This window comes from Marinoscillum sp., from assembly GCF_040222955.1.
Classification (GTDB): domain Bacteria; phylum Bacteroidota; class Bacteroidia; order Cytophagales; family Cyclobacteriaceae; genus Marinoscillum.
Genome location: NZ_JAVKCA010000012.1, coordinates 80,924 through 100,082, shown reverse-complemented (window position 1 = coordinate 100,082; position 19,159 = coordinate 80,924). Strand labels below are relative to the sequence as shown.

General features: G+C 45.7%; 17 protein-coding genes. 6 read left to right on the top strand and 11 right to left on the bottom strand.

The genetic code is table 11. The features are described 5' to 3' along the window. Nucleotides 1–44 precede the first annotated feature (44 nt). From RIH33_RS11825 to RIH33_RS11810, 4 genes are read right to left on the bottom strand one after another with little or no spacing between them, the layout of a single operon-like run. Nucleotides 45–1,472 (bottom strand): nucleoside recognition domain-containing protein, encoded by a 1,428-nt coding sequence (locus tag RIH33_RS11825; RefSeq protein ID WP_406653044.1) that lies wholly within the window; start codon nt 1,470–1,472, stop codon nt 45–47. A gap of 1 nt (nt 1,473) precedes the next feature. Beyond that, nucleotides 1,474–2,256, bottom strand: a complete 783-nt coding sequence (locus RIH33_RS11820) for a FeoB small GTPase domain-containing protein (protein WP_406653042.1) — start codon at nt 2,254–2,256, stop codon at nt 1,474–1,476. Next, the gene (locus tag RIH33_RS11815) at nt 2,253–3,269 is read right to left on the bottom strand and encodes a DtxR family transcriptional regulator (RefSeq protein ID WP_406653040.1); all 1,017 of its coding nucleotides are present in this window, start codon (nt 3,267–3,269) and stop codon (nt 2,253–2,255) included. Before RIH33_RS11815 ends, RIH33_RS11820 begins: the two co-directional genes overlap by 4 nt. A gap of 16 nt (nt 3,270–3,285) precedes the next feature. Continuing rightward, the gene (locus tag RIH33_RS11810; RefSeq protein WP_406653038.1) at nt 3,286–3,978 is read right to left on the bottom strand and encodes a metal-dependent transcriptional regulator; all 693 of its coding nucleotides are present in this window, start codon (nt 3,976–3,978) and stop codon (nt 3,286–3,288) included. A gap of 293 nt (nt 3,979–4,271) precedes the next feature. Between RIH33_RS11810 and RIH33_RS11805 the strand changes: the two genes are divergently transcribed. From RIH33_RS11805 to lysA, 4 genes are read left to right on the top strand one after another with little or no spacing between them, the layout of a single operon-like run. Further along, nucleotides 4,272–5,090 (top strand): 2,3,4,5-tetrahydropyridine-2,6-dicarboxylate N-succinyltransferase, encoded by an 819-nt coding sequence (locus RIH33_RS11805; RefSeq protein WP_406653037.1) that lies wholly within the window; start codon nt 4,272–4,274, stop codon nt 5,088–5,090. A gap of 55 nt (nt 5,091–5,145) precedes the next feature. Beyond that, entirely contained in the window at nt 5,146–5,949 is an 804-nt protein-coding gene (locus RIH33_RS11800) for a DUF3108 domain-containing protein (RefSeq protein ID WP_406653035.1), read from the top strand. 32 nt (nt 5,950–5,981) lie between these two features. Next, a complete protein-coding gene (locus RIH33_RS11795; protein WP_406653034.1) occupies nt 5,982–6,572 on the top strand; it encodes a tetratricopeptide repeat protein in 591 nt (196 codons plus the stop codon). Nucleotides 6,573–6,585: 13 nt separating this feature from the next. Continuing rightward, nucleotides 6,586–7,725, top strand: coding sequence for a diaminopimelate decarboxylase (gene lysA / locus RIH33_RS11790; protein ID WP_406653032.1), 1,140 nt, complete (start codon nt 6,586–6,588; stop codon nt 7,723–7,725). Here the strand turns inward: lysA and RIH33_RS11785 are convergent, their stop codons facing one another. The 4 genes from RIH33_RS11785 to RIH33_RS11770 all read right to left on the bottom strand — a co-directional run bounded on the left by RIH33_RS11785 (nt 7,726) and on the right by RIH33_RS11770 (nt 10,955). Then, the gene (locus RIH33_RS11785; RefSeq protein ID WP_406653031.1) at nt 7,726–9,138 is read right to left on the bottom strand and encodes a Na+/H+ antiporter NhaC family protein; all 1,413 of its coding nucleotides are present in this window, start codon (nt 9,136–9,138) and stop codon (nt 7,726–7,728) included. It abuts the gene before it with no gap. Next, nucleotides 9,135–9,713 (bottom strand): DUF4136 domain-containing protein, encoded by a 579-nt coding sequence (locus RIH33_RS11780; protein WP_406653030.1) that lies wholly within the window; start codon nt 9,711–9,713, stop codon nt 9,135–9,137. The genes RIH33_RS11785 and RIH33_RS11780 overlap by 4 nt, the downstream gene beginning before the upstream one ends. Before the next feature lie 17 nt (nt 9,714–9,730). Next, nucleotides 9,731–9,931, bottom strand: a complete 201-nt coding sequence (locus RIH33_RS11775) for a hypothetical protein (protein ID WP_406653028.1) — start codon at nt 9,929–9,931, stop codon at nt 9,731–9,733. 121 nt (nt 9,932–10,052) lie between these two features. Continuing rightward, nucleotides 10,053–10,955 carry a hypothetical protein gene (locus tag RIH33_RS11770; protein ID WP_406653026.1) on the bottom strand — a complete coding sequence of 301 codons (903 nt, stop codon included), beginning with the start codon at nt 10,953–10,955 and terminating at the stop codon, nt 10,053–10,055. Between the two features lie 159 nt (nt 10,956–11,114). Here RIH33_RS11770 and RIH33_RS11765 point away from each other — a divergent pair, with 159 nt between their 5' ends. Next, the gene (locus RIH33_RS11765; RefSeq protein WP_406653024.1) at nt 11,115–11,900 is read left to right on the top strand and encodes a hypothetical protein; all 786 of its coding nucleotides are present in this window, start codon (nt 11,115–11,117) and stop codon (nt 11,898–11,900) included. Here the strand turns inward: RIH33_RS11765 and RIH33_RS11760 are convergent. The 3 genes from RIH33_RS11760 to RIH33_RS11750 form a co-directional block, all read right to left on the bottom strand. After that, nucleotides 11,897–13,288 carry a sodium-dependent transporter gene (locus RIH33_RS11760; RefSeq protein ID WP_406653021.1) on the bottom strand — a complete coding sequence of 464 codons (1,392 nt, stop codon included), beginning with the start codon at nt 13,286–13,288 and terminating at the stop codon, nt 11,897–11,899. The genes RIH33_RS11765 and RIH33_RS11760 overlap by 4 nt on opposite strands. Before the next feature lie 82 nt (nt 13,289–13,370). Then, on the bottom strand, nt 13,371–14,813 hold the full coding sequence (locus tag RIH33_RS11755; RefSeq protein WP_406653019.1) for a TonB-dependent receptor: 1,443 nt from the start codon (nt 14,811–14,813) through the stop codon (nt 13,371–13,373). Nucleotides 14,814–14,918: 105 nt separating this feature from the next. Further along, entirely contained in the window at nt 14,919–16,727 is a 1,809-nt protein-coding gene (locus RIH33_RS11750; protein ID WP_406653018.1) for an acyl-CoA dehydrogenase family protein, read from the bottom strand. 282 nt (nt 16,728–17,009) lie between these two features. On the opposite strand from RIH33_RS11750, the gene RIH33_RS11745 reads away from it, so the two are divergent. Further along, nucleotides 17,010–19,157 carry a TonB-dependent receptor gene (locus RIH33_RS11745; protein WP_406653016.1) on the top strand — a complete coding sequence of 716 codons (2,148 nt, stop codon included), beginning with the start codon at nt 17,010–17,012 and terminating at the stop codon, nt 19,155–19,157. The last annotated feature ends 2 nt before the right edge of the window (nt 19,158–19,159 follow it).

The window sequence follows — 19,159 nt, the reverse complement described above, 5'->3', positions numbered from 1 at the left end:
ATTGAAATAAGAAAGGCTTTATGAGGCCTTTCTTATTTCTAAGATCAAAATAAGATTCTCCAGAACTGAGCAACCAGAAAGCATACAATCAGCCCGAAAACGATAGGTAAGAAAGTCGCTACTGAAGTCCACTTCCAGCTTTTTGTTTCCCTGTAAATGGTATAAATAGTGGTGCTGCAGGGGTTGTGTAGCAAGCTAAATAGCATCAGGTTGATCCCGGTAAGCAATGTCCACCCACCGGTTTTTAGTATATGGGCTGTTTCAGTGGTGGAGTCCAGCTCAAACATCACTCCATCACCAGCTCCCATATCCACTATACCAAAATGTGAAACAGTAAGCATCAATATCGTTGGAATTACAATCTCATTAGCGGGGATGGCTACCACGTATGCCAAAAGGATAACTCCATTGAGGCCAATCAAAAGACCAAACTCATCCAGAAAGTCAATGGTATAGGCTGCTAAGCTGACTTCCGAAATGCTGATGTTGGAAATCAGCCAGATGACGGCACCCGCAGGTGCAGCAAATACGATGGCCCTCCACAAGACGATAATCGTTCGGTCAATAAGGGAAGTATAGATGGTCTTCCAAAAACGTGGCGGACGATATGGGGGAAGCTCCAACGTGAAAGTAGATACTTCGCCTTTCAGCATGGTGCGGGAAAGAAACCATGAAGTAAAGAATGTAAAGAAAATGCCCAAAAAGGCGATTCCAATAACCGCAGCACTTGAGATAAGGCCTGACCATCCGGTGGGAACCAACACCCCGATAAAGATGGTCGCAATCAGGATCTGTGTGGGCCAGCGTCCATTGCAGAGTGAAAAATTGTTGGTAATAATGGCAATGAGCCGCTCTCTCGGGCTGTCAATGATTCTGGTCGCCACTACACCTGCTGCGTTGCAGCCCCAGCCCATACTCATGGTCAGCGCCTGCTTACCATGAGCACCCGATTTCTTAAATAACCCATCCAGGTTAAATGCGACACGGGGCAGATAGCCAAAGTCCTCCAGCAAGGTGAACAGCGGAAAAAAGATGGCCATTGGCGGGAGCATCACAGCGATCACCCAGGCCACCGCCATATACACACCATCCAGAAGGAAACCATCTAGCCACCAAACCACCCCTAATTGTGCAGAGAGACCTTTCAGGAAGGGGTAGACCATCTCCAACAGCAGGGTGTTGAGCATGCTGGAGGGGTAGTTGGCGCCCTGAATAGTGACCCACAGGATCACTGACAGGATCAGCGCCATAATTGGAAATCCAAAAGTACGGCTGGTCAATACTTTGTCGAGCATCCTGTCGAAGTGATAGGAGGCTTTTTCATTCTTCTTGATTTCTACCCTTTTCGTAATAGCGGCAGCATCTGAGTAGATTCCCTCCGTAAGCTTGTCATGATAGTCTTCGCCCATCTTCCACCTGAGGGAGGAGGCAAAGGTCAATATTTCATCCGTTTCGTTCTTTATCTTCTCCATTTCAGGTAGTGCTTACAAAATCACCGTTTTTTAATGCGTTCAATATCTGCTGGTCTCCGTCAAGCAGCCTCATGGCTACCCATCGACTATTGGGCAGATCAGGGTAGGTTTTGAGTATTTTTCTACTCAACTCATCCACGGCCTGGTCTACTTCTGTAGGTAAACTTTTGATTCTATGAGGTTTACATGTGATTTGATTCGCTGCCACTTCATAGATGGTTTGTATCAATTCGGGGATACCTGCATTGGACCTGGCGCTGGTAGCCACCACGGGGATTCCAAGATCTCTGGCGAGCGTTCGCTCATCTATTTCGATTCCATGACGGGTTGCTTCGTCCATCAGGTTCAGGCATAATACTGCCTTGTCGGTGATTTCCAACACCTGCAGCACGAGGTTGAGGTTTCTTTCCAGTCTGGCAGCATCCGCTACGATGACCGTCACATCCGGTCGACCAAACAGGATGAAATTCCGGGCTACTTCTTCATCTTCTGAGGTGGATAGAAGTGAATAGGTGCCTGGAAGGTCGATGAGTTTAAATCGCTTGTCATTGTACAGGAAGCCACCTTCCGCCCGGGTTACGGTTTTTCCCGCCCAGTTTCCGGTGTGCTGTCTCAGGCCCGTGAGCGCGTTAAAGACGGTGCTCTTCCCGGTATTAGGATTTCCAGCCAGGGCTACTACGAAATCTGCATTGTCCACGTTGATACCCAATTTCTTGAGTTGGGCTGCATTGTAAAATGCACAGGTTTCACATCCCTTGTCCACTACGTCATTCATTGGTGTCATGTCGTTTTTTCAATTAAAATCAAATCAGCCTGGTCATTTCTCAGCGCAATCAGGGTATTGCGAATGAGATATGCTTTGGGTTCTTTCATAGGGCCTTCCAGTCCTGTCTCTATGGATGTACCCTTGATAAACCCCAGGTCCAGAAGTCTACGGCGATTGGCACCTCTGCACTCAGAAGAGATACCAATTACCTGCCCTTTTTCCCCCTGACGAAGAGAGGAGAGGCGAACTTTTCCGGACTCAAAAACCTCTTCTTCGCTTAATTTTCTTACACCTATGTTACTGGCTACAATCGAAGAAAGTTCATATGTCTGACCCTCTGAAAAGAACCTGACATGGTGATCATCGATATTCGTCACTTTGAGCTGCTGACCCATATGGAGCTTTTTGTCGATGATTTGTTCATAGATAGCTTCAGGTTCATCTTCGATGTGGACGATTCTCACCAGGGCGTTCTCGCGAATACCTGATAAGGGTATGGCGTTTGATTCGATGATCTCTCCCGTTTTGAGGGGGATAGGATCCCCGTGAGGATCGAAACGGGGGCTCCCCAGCTCATGATAGAGCTCTTCAGCTTCTTCTGATGTCATGGTATGCTCCATCCGCTCGGCGCGGTTGTGCCATTCAGACTTATCAATACCCGTACGCTCTGAAAGATACTTCTCCCACAATCTGTGTACCCGAATGATGTGCAGGGCATAGTCCTTGCCAACCCGGGTAAGGGAGATGGTGTCTGCCTGGGCGCGTATAAGGTTGAGACCAGACATGTCTTCAATCAGACCGACCAGTTTTCGATCAGACAACTTGAGCGCACCGGCCATGGCATTCAGTGTGGCCTTTCTGCCGCTGTACTCTACGTGGTAGAGCTGTTTAAGCACATCCTCCATGGCAGTTTTTCTGTCGCGCTCGGAGTTGTGAAATATTCTGGACCAGAGCCGATACTTCCAACCCAGATACAGCAGGGTCACACCTGCGAAGAAGAGGGCCAGGGCTAATATGGGATTTGGTGTCATCTCGTTAAATCGTTTTTCATTTCACAGCCAACATGATGTTTTTAGCAATTTCTCCAGAGATGTATACCTCCGATGATTGATCAATCAGAATCAGAACCGACTGGTCAAATTCCACAATATCTTTCACCTGAATAATGGAGCCCAGGCGCATCTTAATTTTATCCAGGTGACGCAGAAGGGAGGGATCTCCATCAGGTACTTTCACCACAATTCCCTTGCTGCCTATCCCCAATTCAACGAGCGGAAGTTGCGGGTTTTCTTTAATCTCACCATGCTCATTGGGAATGGGATCACCGTGGGGATCCATGGTAGGGTAGCCCAGAAATTTGTCTAATCTACTGATAAGAATAGGTGACTTGATGTGTTCCAATTGCTCGGCTACCTCATGCACTTCATCCCAGGAAAAGCTCAGTTTCTCTACCAGGAATACCTCCCAAAGTCGGTGCTTTCGGATCACCTGCAGCGCCATTTGTTTTCCCTTTTTTGAAATCTGAACGCCCTTGTATTTTTGATAATCCACCACATCTTTCTGTGAAAGTTTCCGAATCATATCGCTGACAGAGGCGGGTTTGGTACTCAGCTCCTCGGCGATGGCATTGGTGGAAACGCCCATATCTCCGCCATCGGACAGATGGTAGATCGCTTTCAGATAATTCTCTTCTGCAAGACTTAGTTTCATGGAATCAAAGGTAAAAATATTTTTAGACATATCTAAAAATATTTTTAACTAACATTTTTTGTGCGTATTTAACTAATTATGAATCAAATTGTTATCTGTAGGTGATTGATTTTCTCTTTGAACTTAGTTGAATGATTACTTCAGGCTTGTGCCTTCAAGCACATGGAAAGAGAGTTGTACACTGGAGCACCCCTGGTAAGCAAAATATTTGCTGCGGGTTTCCACGAATTGGCAAAATAAATTTCAAATTGTTTTTGGCATCTGACTTAGCTGATTAATATTGCTTCCTTGGTTTTACATTTTTAAATAGCAGCGACTGATATATGCAGGAATTACGCGAAATCATAGAGTCGGCATGGGACGACAGATCTCTGATCACAAACAAAGAAGTGTCTGTGGCCATTAAGACTTTAATAGATGATCTGGACATGGGGAAGCGGCGGATAGCCGAGCCTCTGGAGAATGGAGAATGGCAGGTAAATGAATGGATGAAGAAGGCCGTGATTTTGTATTTTCCGTTGATGAAGATGCAGTTGATAGAGGTGGGGCCTTTTCAGTTTCATGATAAGATCAAACTTAAGTCTGGCTATGACCAGCTTGGGGTGAGAGTGGTTCCGCATGCCATTGCCAGGTATGGTTCGTTCATCAATAAGAATACAGTGCTGATGCCGTCTTATGTGAACATAGGGGCTTACGTGGATGAGGGCAGCATGGTGGATACATGGGCTACTGTAGGAAGTTGCGCGCAGATTGGCAAAAACGTACACCTGAGTGGAGGCGTTGGAATTGGCGGTGTTCTGGAGCCTGTTCAGGCTGCTCCGGTTATTATCGAAGACAATGCTTTCATAGGTTCCAGGTGTATTGTGGTAGAGGGAGTTCGGATAGGGAAAGAAGCGGTTTTGGGAGCCAATGTGGTTCTGACTTCCAGTTCTAAGATCATAGATGTGACAGGATCTGAGCCTGTCGAACACCGTGGGTATGTGCCGGAAAGATCTGTAGTCATTCCAGGAACAATGCCCAAAACTTTTGCGGCGGGAGAGTATCAGGTACCCTGCGCCCTGATTATTGGCAAAAGAAAAGAAAGCACTGATAAAAAAACATCACTCAATACTGCACTGAGAGAAAATAACGTGTCCGTATAACCGTTTTTCTGGCACATAAGTTGTTATCGTAATGTTCAGCGAACAGATTCACTCTATGCTTTCATTCATTCTTATTCTTTTCTCTTGTTATTTTCTGGGAGCACAGCCTGCAGAAAATGAAGATCCTACTGCTAACTACAAGTTCAGGACGGGAGAGCATCTTGATTTTAAACTCAGCTATGGCTGGTTTACTGTGGGCAAAGCTTCTTTGGACATAGACGACAATTTTCATTCTTATAAGAATGAGGACTGTTATAAGGTGGAAATTAAAGGGGAGACTGCCGGGTTTCTGGGGGTTTTTACCCATGTAGATGACCGCTGGGGAGCCTATGTGAAGAAAGAAGATTTACTCCCGATGCATGCCTACCGAAACATTGAGGAGGGAAAGTACATGCGTGAAGAACGAACCTACTTTGATCATGATCAGGGAAAGGTAGAAGTTTTGCGCTACGACCCACGGAAGGAAAAGCGAAATCCCAAACGCATGTATGAGATCAATGGGGATGTCTATGACCTCATGAGCTCCTATCTCTTTCTGAGAAACGTGGAGTTTGAGAAATACCGAAAAGGGGACACCATACGGATCAAAACCTTCTATGAGGATGAACTCTATAATTTTGAACTCGTCTTCAATGGAAAGGAAGAAATAGATTCCAAAGTAGGCCTTTTGCAAGCATACAAAGTGAATTTTCTCGTTCCTCCGAGTGATATTTTCCCAAATGAACAGGGGATTGTGGCCTGGATATCAGCGGATACTAACCATTTACCACTCAGAATAGAAGCCGAAATGTTTTTTGGCAAAGCTTATTGTGACCTTACAGGTTACAGAAATATAAAATATGGGCCCGATTATCAATAGTCGGTTCTATATTTGCCTGCTAAACAAGTGTTATGAGATTTTTGGTGTTTGTGTTGATCACTTTTTTTCTGTCGGGCTGCGGTGGCGAGACTTCCAGCACAGGTGATAAACTTTATGGGAAGGGAGAGTTCGAGCAGGCGATTGAAGAATACACCAGGGCATTAGAAACCAATCCTTCAGCGATTAATCATTTGTATAATAGGGGGCGGGCCTATGAGGAAATAGGTCAGCTGGATCTGGCTGAGCAGGATTTTCTGCAGGTACTGAGCCTGGACAATCAGAATCTGAATGCCAACCTAAGCCTCTCAAAGTTATACTACTCCAAAAAGGCTTATAACAAGGCTGTTATTTTTGCCGACAAAGCCTTAGAACTAAATGAAAACTCAGCACAGGGACATTTTTTAGTCGCCAGAGCAAAGCATCAGCTGGGATATGTGGACAGCGCGATGGAGTCATACACGCTGGCCATTAATATCAACGGAGAGTACGGAGAAGCCTACCTATACAGGGGAGCGCTCAAAATCCATAAGAAGCAGTCCAAGTCTGCTTGCGATGACATACGCAGAGCGGTGAACCTCGATGTGCCTGAGGCCAAAGCTATCCTTAAAAAGTACTGTAAATAAACTCAAGAGACCTTTGAAAAATCTGCGCTCTTTTTTCTCAGCGAGAGAAACGCCATTCTATTATTACGATCTCGAACTACTAGATGCTACCCTAAAGGCCCTTTCTTCGGCCAACAGGTACGGGTACCATGTGCACTATGCCCTGAAAGCCAATAACAATATGCCCATTTTGGAGCGAATTAAAAAAGCAGGCCTGGGTGTAGATTGCGTGAGTGGCAATGAGGTCAAAATAGGTCTGGAACACGGATTTAAGTCTGATGAAATTGTTTTGGCCGGTGTGGGTAAAACGGACAGGGAGATCGGGTATGCGATTGATCAGAATATCTTCTCTTTCAATGTTGAATCCCTTCAGGAGCTTGAAGTGATCAATGAGATAGCAGGAAGGAAGGGTAAAAGAGCCAATGTATCCATTCGCATCAACCCGGCAATAGATGCCGGTACCCACCACTATATCACCACGGGTGCTAAAGGGAATAAATTCGGAATTTCTGGTGAACAACTACTGGAGTCTTTGGATTTGCTCAGATCCCTGACCAATATTCATTTCATTGGATTGCATTACCACATTGGTAGTCAGATTACCGATCTGGATCGGTTTAAGAATTTGTGTGAGCGTGTTAATCACCTTCAGAAAGAACTGCTGGCTGCTGGTTTCTCACTGCCGCACCTAAATGTGGGTGGGGGTCTCGGGATTGATTATGAAAACCCTCAGGAGCATCCTATCCCTGATTTTGATGCCTACTTTCGGGTGTTTCATGAGCACTTGAAATTGCTCCCGGGTCAGGAGGTGCATTTTGAGTTGGGTCGGTCCATAGTAGGGCAATGTGGGACGCTGGTGACCAGAGCCCTGTACTTAAAGGAAAGCGATCATTCAAACTTCCTGATACTGGATGCAGGCATGACAGACCTGATGCGACCTGCGCTCTATCAGGCCAGGCATAAGATTGTAAGTCTGTCTGAAGCGCCGAGCACCATACAATATGATGTGGTGGGGCCTATTTGTGAATCGTCAGATACTTTTGGAAAAGCTATTCTGTTACCCGAAACCAAACGCGGCGATATCCTGATGATCTGCTCGACGGGTGCATACGGCGAAACGATGAAAAACAGCTACAACGCCCGGGACCTGGCGCCAGCCTATTACTCAGAGTAATCAGGCAACCCAAAACCCAATAATCAGATACATTATCACGGACAATCCCCCGGTGAGCAGGGCATAGGGCAGCTGGGTCCGTACATGATCGATATGGTCTGAACCGGAAGCCATAGAGGATATCAGCGTGGTGTCTGAGATCGGCGAACAGTGATCACCAAATACACCACCACCAAGCACAGCAGCTACAGCCAGGTAAATATTCAGGTCGATGGCCTGAGCCAATGGTACGGCAATAGAGATCATAATGGCAAAAGTACCCCAGGAGGTACCCGTGCTGAATGCGATAAAACAGCTTGTGATGAAAATGATCGCCGGAGCAAGGGACGGTGACAGCCATGAGGAGGTGATGGAAGCCACATAGACCCCCGTGCCAAGTTCTTTACAGAGTGTTCCGATAGCGAAAGCGAGAACCATCAGAATGGCCATAGAGAACATTTCCTTCATACCCGTCATGCTTTCTTCTATGAAGGTTCCGAGATTAATTTTCTTTTGGGCGCCATAAAATACTCCTGCAAAAACGACCGCTGAGATTACGGCATATAATACAGCAGCCGAGCCGGATGCATTGGCTATGGCATCCCAGGTTTTCGCGCCAAAGGATCCAGACACCTCGCCTGACCAGCCTGTGTAAATGAGAAAGAGTGGCATAGAAGCAATCATGACACCCAGGGGAATCAGCATGTTTCGTGCTTTTCCATCGGCAATTGGTTCCTCTTGAGCCGGATTTTCGGCGGTGGCTTGCTCGAACTTTCTCATCGGGCCGTAGCTTTTGTTAGTAGTAGCAAGGAAAAACACGAGTGCCAGAGTGAGTATCGGGTAGAAGTTGAAGGGTATGGAGTAAAGGAGCGTCTTGAATGGAGCCACACCCTCGTAGACCGACAACAAACCTATGATGTAGGCTCCCCAGGCATTCAGCGGAAACAGGATGCAGGAAGGCGCCGAGCTGCTATCTGCCAGATAAGCCAGCTTTTGCCTGGAAATGTTGAACTTATCAAAAAGAGATTGAAAAACCGTGCCTACGGTTAGGATAGAGATGTTTGATTCTATGAATATGAAAAACCCTGTGAGTCCGGCAGCCACTTGCAGTTTTGATTTTGGGTTTTTACTTTTCAAAATTGATTGCTGAATTCTCCGAACAAAACCGTTGATGCCCCCGGAGTAGCGAATCAGCTGAATGAGGGCTCCTATCAGTAACGTAAAGAGGACTGTTCGCGTGTTTCCTGCACTTTCAAATACCTGTACCAGATGGTCCGCCGTGGACAGAATACCTTCAAAAATATTGCCTCCGGAAATGATGACATAGCCTAGCAGTAGCCCGAAAACGAGGGATACAATGACTTGTTTGGTTCTGATGGCGAGAAAAATGGCAAGGATGGGTGGTAGTAGGGAGAGGAAACCAAAGTCTGTCATTTAGCTGATATCAAAGATTCGTCAGGAGCATTCGAGTTTGCCCGGTAAAGGTAAGTATCGAAGAGATTAGTGACAGCATCTTTGATGATTTCTTCCTGCTTGCTCTTTCTGGTGTATTTATCCATGTCCACACTCGCCTGCCATACCAGTTTCTTGGTCTTCACGTCGGTGATTTCAATCAGTAGTGCTGATTCCAGTACCGCTCTTACCGTGACATAATTCTGAGAGGGGAAGGTGGAGTATGGAGAGTATCCGTAGTTGTTTTGCTGGGTCTTGATGGCCTGATTGGAAATGAGCTCATACCGCACAACAAGGTCTGGGTTTGCATTGAGCGGTCGGTAAGATCGCCGGTTCATTTCCAGGTGAATGTTTTGTTCGATTTCAGAAAGAATTTTTCGTCCCTCTTCGGAAATGTCGGTTTGATTGGCCTTGAAATTAACGACAAGGTAGCTGCCGTAGCTATTGAAGTTGGACCTGGAGTTGACAAAATCAACGACTTTGGGACTGCACGAGAAAAGTAATATTAGAAGAAGAAGCAGATAAGACTTACCCGGATAGGAAATACAATTAGACATAAATTGAATGGAGCGACTTAGTTGGTAGTCACTTTTTGACTCCTCACGATGTTGAGAGAACCTAAAATCTTATCAATCAGCCGATCTGATGAATCTGCAAATTCATACAGGATATCAAACCTGTCACCATTATCACTTGAGCCTATTAAGTGAGAATAGTCCTCCATGGTTCCTTTTTGATAAGCATCCAAATCGGGGTTATACCATATAAATTTCATGATAATCTTGTCAATCAAGTTTAATTATTCGGTGAATAAATTGTACTTCTTAGTCTGGCTCTTGGGGTTGAATACGTTTTAACGATAAAAGGTAACCATAAGTTTTAATTTTTCAGCCTCATTACATGGATTTATCCGAGTGCAGGGCCCAAACTTCATCAATTAATATTGAATCCTTAACAATATCCCCGTTGGTACTGTCGATAATTATATTGGGGAGGTATCCGGCATGTTTCCATTTGCTGTTTTCTATGTCAGACTTAAAGGTGACTGTTTCACCGATCTGTCCACTATTGGTTGGGTAGATCATATCAATGGTTTCTGAGTATTTTCCATTTTCATATCGGTAGCTTCCCGAACCCGAAGCGTAAATTTCATCCGCATCCTTATCGAAATAAATCCAGGTGAAATGCGTGGGGGTGATCAGTTTAATGTAGCCAATAAATTCAGGATACTCCATAAACTCTTTCTGACTGGCATCGAGGTATGAGGTCAGTTCCCAGGTGCCCAGGACCTTGGTGTTGGTATTGGGAGGGAGATCAGTTTTCATCCATTTTTCTTCTATTTTGTTGGAGTCTATGACCACTATCTCACCGGTTTCCATGTCCATATCCATTTCTTTGGCATACCCCGTATGGTACCAGATACCATCTGACAGGTCAAAGTTGAAAGGAATGGCCTGACCAAGCTCAGAGCTTCCGGGTGGGAAAAAAAACTCAATGTTTTCCACATACTGTCCGGTTTTAATGCTGTAGCTTCCACCTCCCATACCCAGCAGTAATTCATTTTTGGTATCATATTTAATCCATGTGAAATGATCTGAGGTCAGGTGCTTCTGATAGAGAATACTATCGCCATAGCTATTCCACTCCGTGAATCCCTCTGAGTGGGGGATATAAGCGATCAGGTTCCATGAGCCTTCAAACGAAACTTTCTCCTCATTGGCAGGTGGCTTATCCGGTCTGCATGATGCAATAACCAGAAGTAACAATATCAGGTGGGGGAAACGTTTGAGGTAGTACATTGTTGGTGTGTTTTTGGGTTTACATATAATTTAAAATATAATCAGGTAACTTCAAATTAATGGAACATATATATCAACGTAAATTGGATTTAAAGGTGATGTTCATTTAATCTGATGACAATTTTTTTTAACTTCATCACTTAACCCAAATCCGCCGATTTGCTGAAGATTGCCTTCTTACTAGAACTGTTTTTTTTTACAGACCATTTCCTTCAGGAGTCTGCCGAATTGCATATTACGGGGGTTTATCAGGGAAAGACCTTGTTCATTCAGAATCCCTACGATCGTGAATCCATGTCATTCTGTGTGACGTCCATCTATGTGAATGGAACCAGACTGGGTCTAAACTATAAGATGAGCGCCATCAAACTCGATTTCAATGGAATAGATGAGTTTTCGCCATTATCCATCAAGATCGAACATTCCCCTGGTTGCCAGCCCACCATCTTGAATCCAGATGCCATTCAATTTCATAGCACTTTCTCATTTAAGGAAGTTGGGTTCGCCGATACAGCGTTGGTTTGGAAGACAAGTGGCGAGAAGTCAGGAAGTGTATTCACTTTGGAAAAATATCAATTGGGCATTTGGATAGAAGGAGATACCATTCCTGCAAAAGGCGAGTTTGGCGGAGCTGAGTACAGCTACAGTCCGTTGCTTGAGGAAGGAGCCAATAAGTTAAGAATCAGGTACATCACCCCAAAGGGGGATTACCTGCTTTCCAGGGAAGTGGATTTTCATTTTTACCCTGAGCCAGTCACTTTTAAGCCATATAATGCCACCAATACCCTGCACTTATCCCGGACTGCTACCTACGAGATCTTTGATGCCGGAGGAGATCTGATCTTATCTGGTCAGGGTTCTAAGGCTGATATTAGCAGCCTTCCCAGCGGTGACTATGTGATCTATTTTGATGGCAAAGATCCCGGAGTTTTCCGAAAGGACTAAAACAGCGTCACACCGAAAAAAGTCTGCAGGAGGGTCAGCAAAAACATCGTTCCCAAAACCAGAGGGCACAAAATAGTCACTGCAAAGTTGAGGTATTTTTGAATGAAAGATCCCATGTAGTTGGGATAGCCCAAAGCGATTTCTGCATTAAGGTTTTGCGTCTTCCAGGCATAAGCTGCAAAGATGGAGATAAGACACCCACCCAGGGGCAGGAAAGTATCATTGGCCACATTCTGGGCGAAATCCATAAAAGAGGTAGCATTCTCGGCGCCTACGTAGGTAATGAAGCTGGTGAAAAAACCAGAATAGCCATTGGAGAGGAGTGATGGGATGCCCAAAACAAAAATAATGGTAGCCATGATCCAAACCGCACGTCTTCTCTTGATTCCTTTCTCATCTACAATATATGCCACAGGCACTTCCAGAAGAGAAACTGTGGACGTCAGCGCTGCAAAAGAGAGTAACAAGAAGAAGAGGGAACCAATGACCACACCAAGTAGGGGACCCAGGCTTTCGAAAGCACCTGGCAACACTGTGAAGATAAGCCCGGCACCCTGGCCAGCTCCCTCCATGGTACCATTGGTCAGATACGCCACCATAGGAAACATCATCAGACCGGCTATGAACGCAATCCCAACATCCGCTAAAGTGATAAAGGCGGCTGAAGTCACAATGTTATCATTTTTACCTACATAACTGCCATAAGTGATCAGTGCGCCCATTCCCAGTGAAAGAGAAAAAAAGGCTTGCCCCATGGCATTGCCCATAACACTCAGTGTCAGCTCGGAGAAGTCCGGTACCAGGTAGAATTTAATCCCTTCAAAGGCATGGTCGAGAGTAAGGGAATAGAATACCAGACCCAATATCATGGTAATCAATGTTGGCATTAATATTTTGGAGGCCCGTTCGATGCCACCAGATACTCCTTTGGAAACGATGAAGGCGGTGACAAACATGAACACCATGGCATAGAGCCCCACCTTGAAAACATCCTTGATGAAGGTGGAGAACTGACTCCCTATTTCAAAGTGTCCGGAGAGGAGCTCGATGAAATAGCCAAAAGCCCATCCAGCGACCACATTGTAAAAGGAGAGAATCACCACCCCACTGATAATGCCGAGAATGCCCAAAATTCGCCACTTTTTAAAACCGAGCGCTTCGTATGCTCCGGCGGGATTCAGCTGGGTTTTTCTTCCAATGGCAATTTCAGTTACCATCACCGGGAAACACAGGATGAAACAAAAGAAGAGGTAGACCATCAAAAAAGCAGCACCACCTCCAGCACCCACTTCAAAGGGAAAACTCCAAATATTACCCAATCCTACAGCCGATCCGGCTGCTGCTAAAATGAAACCCAACTTATTGGAGAATGATCCTCTGTTTGACATGCGCTTAAGAAAATTTAAACGTCAAATATAACAAAAGCGCCCAAAGCAATGGACGGGTTTGAAAAATCATTTCCCGGGGATTTTAGAGGTCTTCCTCATCCAGAGGTACCTCATACGGAAAGTTGAAGAGATGGTGGTCTTTGATGGCATCTGACACTTTGTTAGGAACAAATTTTTCCCAGCCCACTTCACCATTTTCGATCATTCTCAGTACGTCATCAGAAATAATGTGGAGGTTCTCGGTTTTGGCTCCCTGCACGTCCTCGATCTGATCGTTGTCCTTTAGGTATTGGTATAGGTTTTTCAGGTGAACTTCAGGCGTGAAGTTTTCAGAAGTGACGATTTCCTTGGTGTTAGCTTCAATGGCCGGATATACATAGAGTTTCACATTGCTGCCGAATAACCTTCCAAAAGACTCCAGGATTCCACCTTTGAGGTTTTCATAATAGGACTCGTCGAAAATCCGCTGCAGGTTGTAGTAGCCCAGCACGATTCCGAGCTTTTTATGCCTGGTGAACTTAGAAAGGTAAGAAGCCAACTTATAGTGTTCCTGATAATTGGAAATCAACACATTCTGGCCAAGGGAGCAGAGCAGATCCACACGATCAAGAAAATCCGTTTCGTCCACTTCGCCTTCCATGGTGAGGTCATTGAGGGTGAGCTCCACCAGTGGCATGATGTTTTTGATCTCTACATCGCTTTCATTCCTAAAAGCCCGCATGCCAGTGAGCATCATATCCACATTCACATGAGTGACAGGTCTGAATCTGCCGCGCAGCACAAAAATGTTCTTCTTATAGAGAACTGCTGATGGTTGCAGTACCTTGCCTTTAGGGTCAAACATGGCTGCATGCGTAAGTCCGTTTTTCACCAACTTAAGGCTCATCAGGCGGTTGTCAACATGATGAAAATCCGGGCCTTCTATTTTAAACATATCCACTTCCACACGGCTGTGGTGAATATTGTCAATCAGAGAATTAAGAATGTCCTCTGGTTCAGCATAGTTGTAGCAGGCGTGGATGAGGTTGACGCCCACCATTCCAAGTACTTGCTGCTGCCATAGGGGGTCATTGTCCTTCAGGATCACATGGATCACACAGTCATTGGGGTCAGAATTGGGGTGCTTTTGAAAGCGGAGCCCGATCCAACCATGACCCTCGTTGGTTCTTTTGTAATTAATCGTTTCTACGGTATTGGCAAAGGCAAAGAAATGTGATCTTTTAGCTCGCTGGGTCAGGCGCTGGGAGAGGAGTGAGTACTCCCTGTTGAGCATTCGCATGAGTTTGTCCTCACATACGTAGCGCTCACTTTTACCATAGATGGCATCACTGAAGGTCATATCGTAGGCCGACATGGTCTTGGCAATGGTACCAGAAGCAGCCCCGGCTTTGAAAAAGTAGTCCGCCACTTCCTGGCCGCCACCTATTTCGGCTATGGTACCATATATGCGATCATCCAGGTTAAGGGAGAGTGCTTTTTCTTTTGTCGTCAGTTTCTTGAAGGATTCCATGTCGATACTCGCCATTTTCAGTTAAAATTATGCGATCTGGTAATCAAAGTAAACTTTAAAGTCAGATAAATAAAAAAGCCGGCAGGACCGGCTTTTGTTTTAAAAAAGTAGAACAGAATTTTATTTGTAAAGACTGTAAGGAAACTTGTTTTCTGAGATCATTTTTTCAGCGACCGCCCTTCTTAAGTCTCTCGTATTGATAGAATTGATTTTTGTGAATCTTTTCATCCCCATCATTAAAACTTTGAGTTCGTCACCTTCAGCAAAGCAAGCCACAGCTTCTTCACCATGATTTCTTATTTTCTGCACGGCATCATGCATGTAAAGTTTGGCCATTTGCTGATAGAGCTGGCTACCTTCGTCTCCATAGATGCCCATGAGTTTTTCCGTTCTCAGTAGAGTTGACTCCACGGCATAAATTTCTATCAGCATATCTGCGATGTGCATGAGCACTTCCTGTTCGTCATTCAGTGTAGGACCAAAAGTCTCAGCTGCCTTTCCAGCCACCATCAGTGCGGCCTTTTTGAGCTTTTTGAGTACATCCTTTTCTTCTGCCAAAGGAGCACTCATGTCTGGAGATTCAAAAGAAGGAACGGAAGTGAGTTCTTTCCCCACCGCCATGGCTGGACCTAAAAGATCCAGTTCACCCTTCATGGCTCGTTTAAACATCATACCTACCAGGAGCATGCGATTAATCTCGTTGGTACCTTCGTAGATTCGGGTGATTCTGGCATCTCTGTATGCCCGCGCCATGGGTGCCTCTTCAGAGAAGCCCATTCCCCCATAGATTTGCACGCCTTCGTCTACACAGTAGTCCAATACTTCCGACCCGTGTATTTTGATGATGGCACATTCGATAGAGAATTGTTCTAAAGCTTTCAGTTTTGCTTTGCTCGGATCCATGCCTTCATTGATCAGCGATTCTATCCGGTCATCCACGTTTTGGCCAGCCCGGTAAGCTGCCGACTCTATGGCATAGGTCTTGGTTGCCATGGTGGCCAATTTTGCTTTGATGGCACCAAAGCTTGAGATGGACACACCAAACTGCTTTCGTTCGTTGGCATAATTGGTGGCCTGTGAGGCTACGGTTTTGCATCCATTGATTACACCTGCACCCAATTTAATCCTGCCTACGTTCAGTACATTCACGGCTATCTTAAAGCCATTTTCACGTTCAGAAAGCATGTTTTCAACAGGCACAGTGCAATCATTAAAAAACACCTGTCTCGTGGAGGAGCCCTTGATGCCCAGCTTACGCTCTTCATCATTCATGGTGATGCCACCAAAACTCTTTTCTACTATGAAGGCGGTAAGGTTCTTGTCATCATCTATTTTGGCAAATACGATAAAAAGGTCCGCAAAGCCAGCATTAGAGATCCACATTTTTTGCCCGTTGATGATGTAGTTTTTACCATCATCAGAAAGCCTGGCTTTGGTCTTACCAGAGTTGGCGTCCGATCCGGCATCAGGCTCGGTAAGGCAGTAGCAGGCTTTCCATTCTCCTGAGGCCAACTTGGGAAGGTATTTTTGCTTTTGCTCCTCAGTGCCATAGTACAGGATAGGTAGGGTGCCTATGCCGGTGTGCGCGCCGTAGGCTGTAGAAAAGGATCCTGAAGCTGCGATGATGTCTGCCATCAGCATACTGGTATTGAAGTTCATACCCAGCCCGCCGTATTCCTCAGGCACTGCCACACCCAACAGTCCGAGTTCCCCGGCCTTTTCCATCAGGGAGGGCATGAGTCCTTGTTCCATGCTGTCTATTCGATCTACATTGGGGGTGATTTCCAGATCGATAAAGTCCTGAGTGGCTGCCGCCATCATTTTTTGCTCTTCAGAGAAATGCTCGGGGATGAAGATTTCGTCTGCTGATGTTTCCCGGATGATGAACTCGCCACCTTTGATTGCTGATTTTTGTGCTACTGCTTCCATGGTCTTATGTGATGTTCTTTTTATTAGAGTTAATATGTTATGCATGCATACTATCTCAAAGGTATAAAAAAATGTTATGCATGCATAATAAATTTCAAAGAATATTCATCTTCTGGCCGGGTTTTGCTTTATGGCTGTCTGAGTCGACACTTCATCGATCTCGCCAGATTTAAATTCGGATCAAAGGCTTTACAATTCATCCTGCATTTTCTACAGTTCGGAAACCTTTAATTTCTGAACCCGCTCAAAGCCCTCACTTTCGGGATATAAAAATCGAAAGTTATGAGGCAATATTTAATCACAATCTACCTGGCTATTTTTTCTCAGACCATGGTGTTGGCGCAAGCCGCCATCACCGGGACGATCTCTGATCAGAAAGGGGAGCCGCTTATCGGTGCGAACGTATATCTCAAAGACACCTACGATGGCGCCACCTCAGACGTTGACGGGCGTTTCAGTTTCGACACCTACGAATCGGGAGCGCAGGTGCTGGTGATTTCTTTTGTAGGCTTCGAACCGATGGAACTTTCATTCATAGTGGGTCAGGATAATCATTTCTCAGTGAAGTTGAAAGAGGCCTTCAACACCATTGACGCTGTGACGATTTCGGCGGGATCTTTTGAGGCCAGCGACAAGAAGAAGGTGGTGGTACTTCAAAGCCTGGATATCGCCACCACAGCGGGAGCTACGGCGGACATCACGGGTGCGCTCAACACACTCCCAGGTACTCAGACGGTGGGTGAGTCGGGAAGGCTTTTTGTGCGGGGAGGTACGGCTGATGAAACCAAAATCTATGTGGATGGGGTAGAAGCCTCCAACTACTATGGTGCATCGGCTAATAACATCCCAACCCGCAGCAGGTTTTCTCCATTCCTTTTCAAAGGAACTTTTTTTAGCACCGGCGGCTACTCAGCCGAGTACGGACAAGCCCTTTCATCGGCACTGATCCTGAACACCCTGGATGTGGATCCGGTAAGTAAGGTGGATATCTCGATTATGTCATTGGGACTGGAGGCAGGTGTCACTAAGGCCTGGGAAGAACAGTCGTTATACGCTAAAGTTGGCTACATCAACCTGAATCCCTATAACCACCTGATCGACCAGCGGGTGGACTGGAAACAGGGTGTGGTGGACTGGAATACAAACGTGGCCTACAAGAAAAACCTGCGGAATGGCGGGAAACTGAAAGCCCTGGCGATGGGAAACGCTTCAAGTATGTCGCTGGAGCAGGAGACTATCCTGAATCCCAGCGGTATAAATGCCATAGGTGTTGATAACAAAAACGGCTTTATAAGTGCCAACCTGGAACTGCCTGCCGGAGCGAATGACAATGTATACATAGGAGTTTCCTCTGCCTGGAATGAGGACCATCTCCACTACAATGAAACCGAAATACTTCGTCCGACATTTAATCAGCATCTGAAGGCTAAATATGTACATGAGTTCGCACCGCAAACGATTCTCAATACGGGTTTAGAGTTCTATTATCAGCATTTTAAAGAGACCATCACGGATAGTGTGGCGTTCGGTTTTAACTATAATCAGACCAACACTGCTGCTTTCGCGGAGCTGGATCAATACCTGACTCAAAATCTGGTGGTAAGGCTTGGAGGGCGCTTGTTTCATCTGAGCCATCCGGAAGAACTTCGCTTTTCTCCCAGGATTTCCATGGCTTATAAGCTGGATGAACATGCTCAGGTTTCCCTCGCCTCCGGTCTTTTCTATCAGGCACCGGGCTCAGAATATCTCAAAATGACGGATGAGTTGGATCAGCAGCAAGCGGCACATTATATCCTGAACTATCAGCGGATAAAGGACAATAAGGTATTCAGGGTAGAGACCTACCTGAAGGACTACGACAACCTTGTGCGCTTTCGCGACCCTTATGATCCCGATACTTTCAGTAGCGATGGTGAAGGATATGCCTATGGTCTGGATGTGTTTTGGCGAGATCGCGGGGGTATTGAGAACATCGACTATTGGGTATCATACTCCTGGATGAAGAGTGAGCGGTTATACCTTGACTATTCCGAAAAAACTGAACCCGGTTTTACGTCTGCTCACAACTTCTCGTTTGTGATCAAGCGATTTTTTCCTCAGCTGAAAAGCCAAATGGGAGCCACGTATTCATTTACCTCCGGCAGACCTTATGAAAACCCCAATCTGGATGGATTCAATGAAAGCCGAACGGAGGGGTATCATGATCTCAGCTTCAATATTGCCTACCTGCCAAGCCCCAGAGTGATATTGTATGCTTCGGCAACTAATCTGCTGGGGAGTGATCAGATTTTCGGCTACAACTATGCGAATCAGCCTGGTCAAACAGGTGAGTACGCTTCGGAGGCCATTCGCCTGCCGGCCAAACGATTTCTTTTCGTAGGCTGCTTTATTACCATCGGTGCATTTAATAATCAACTTGAAAACTTATAAAA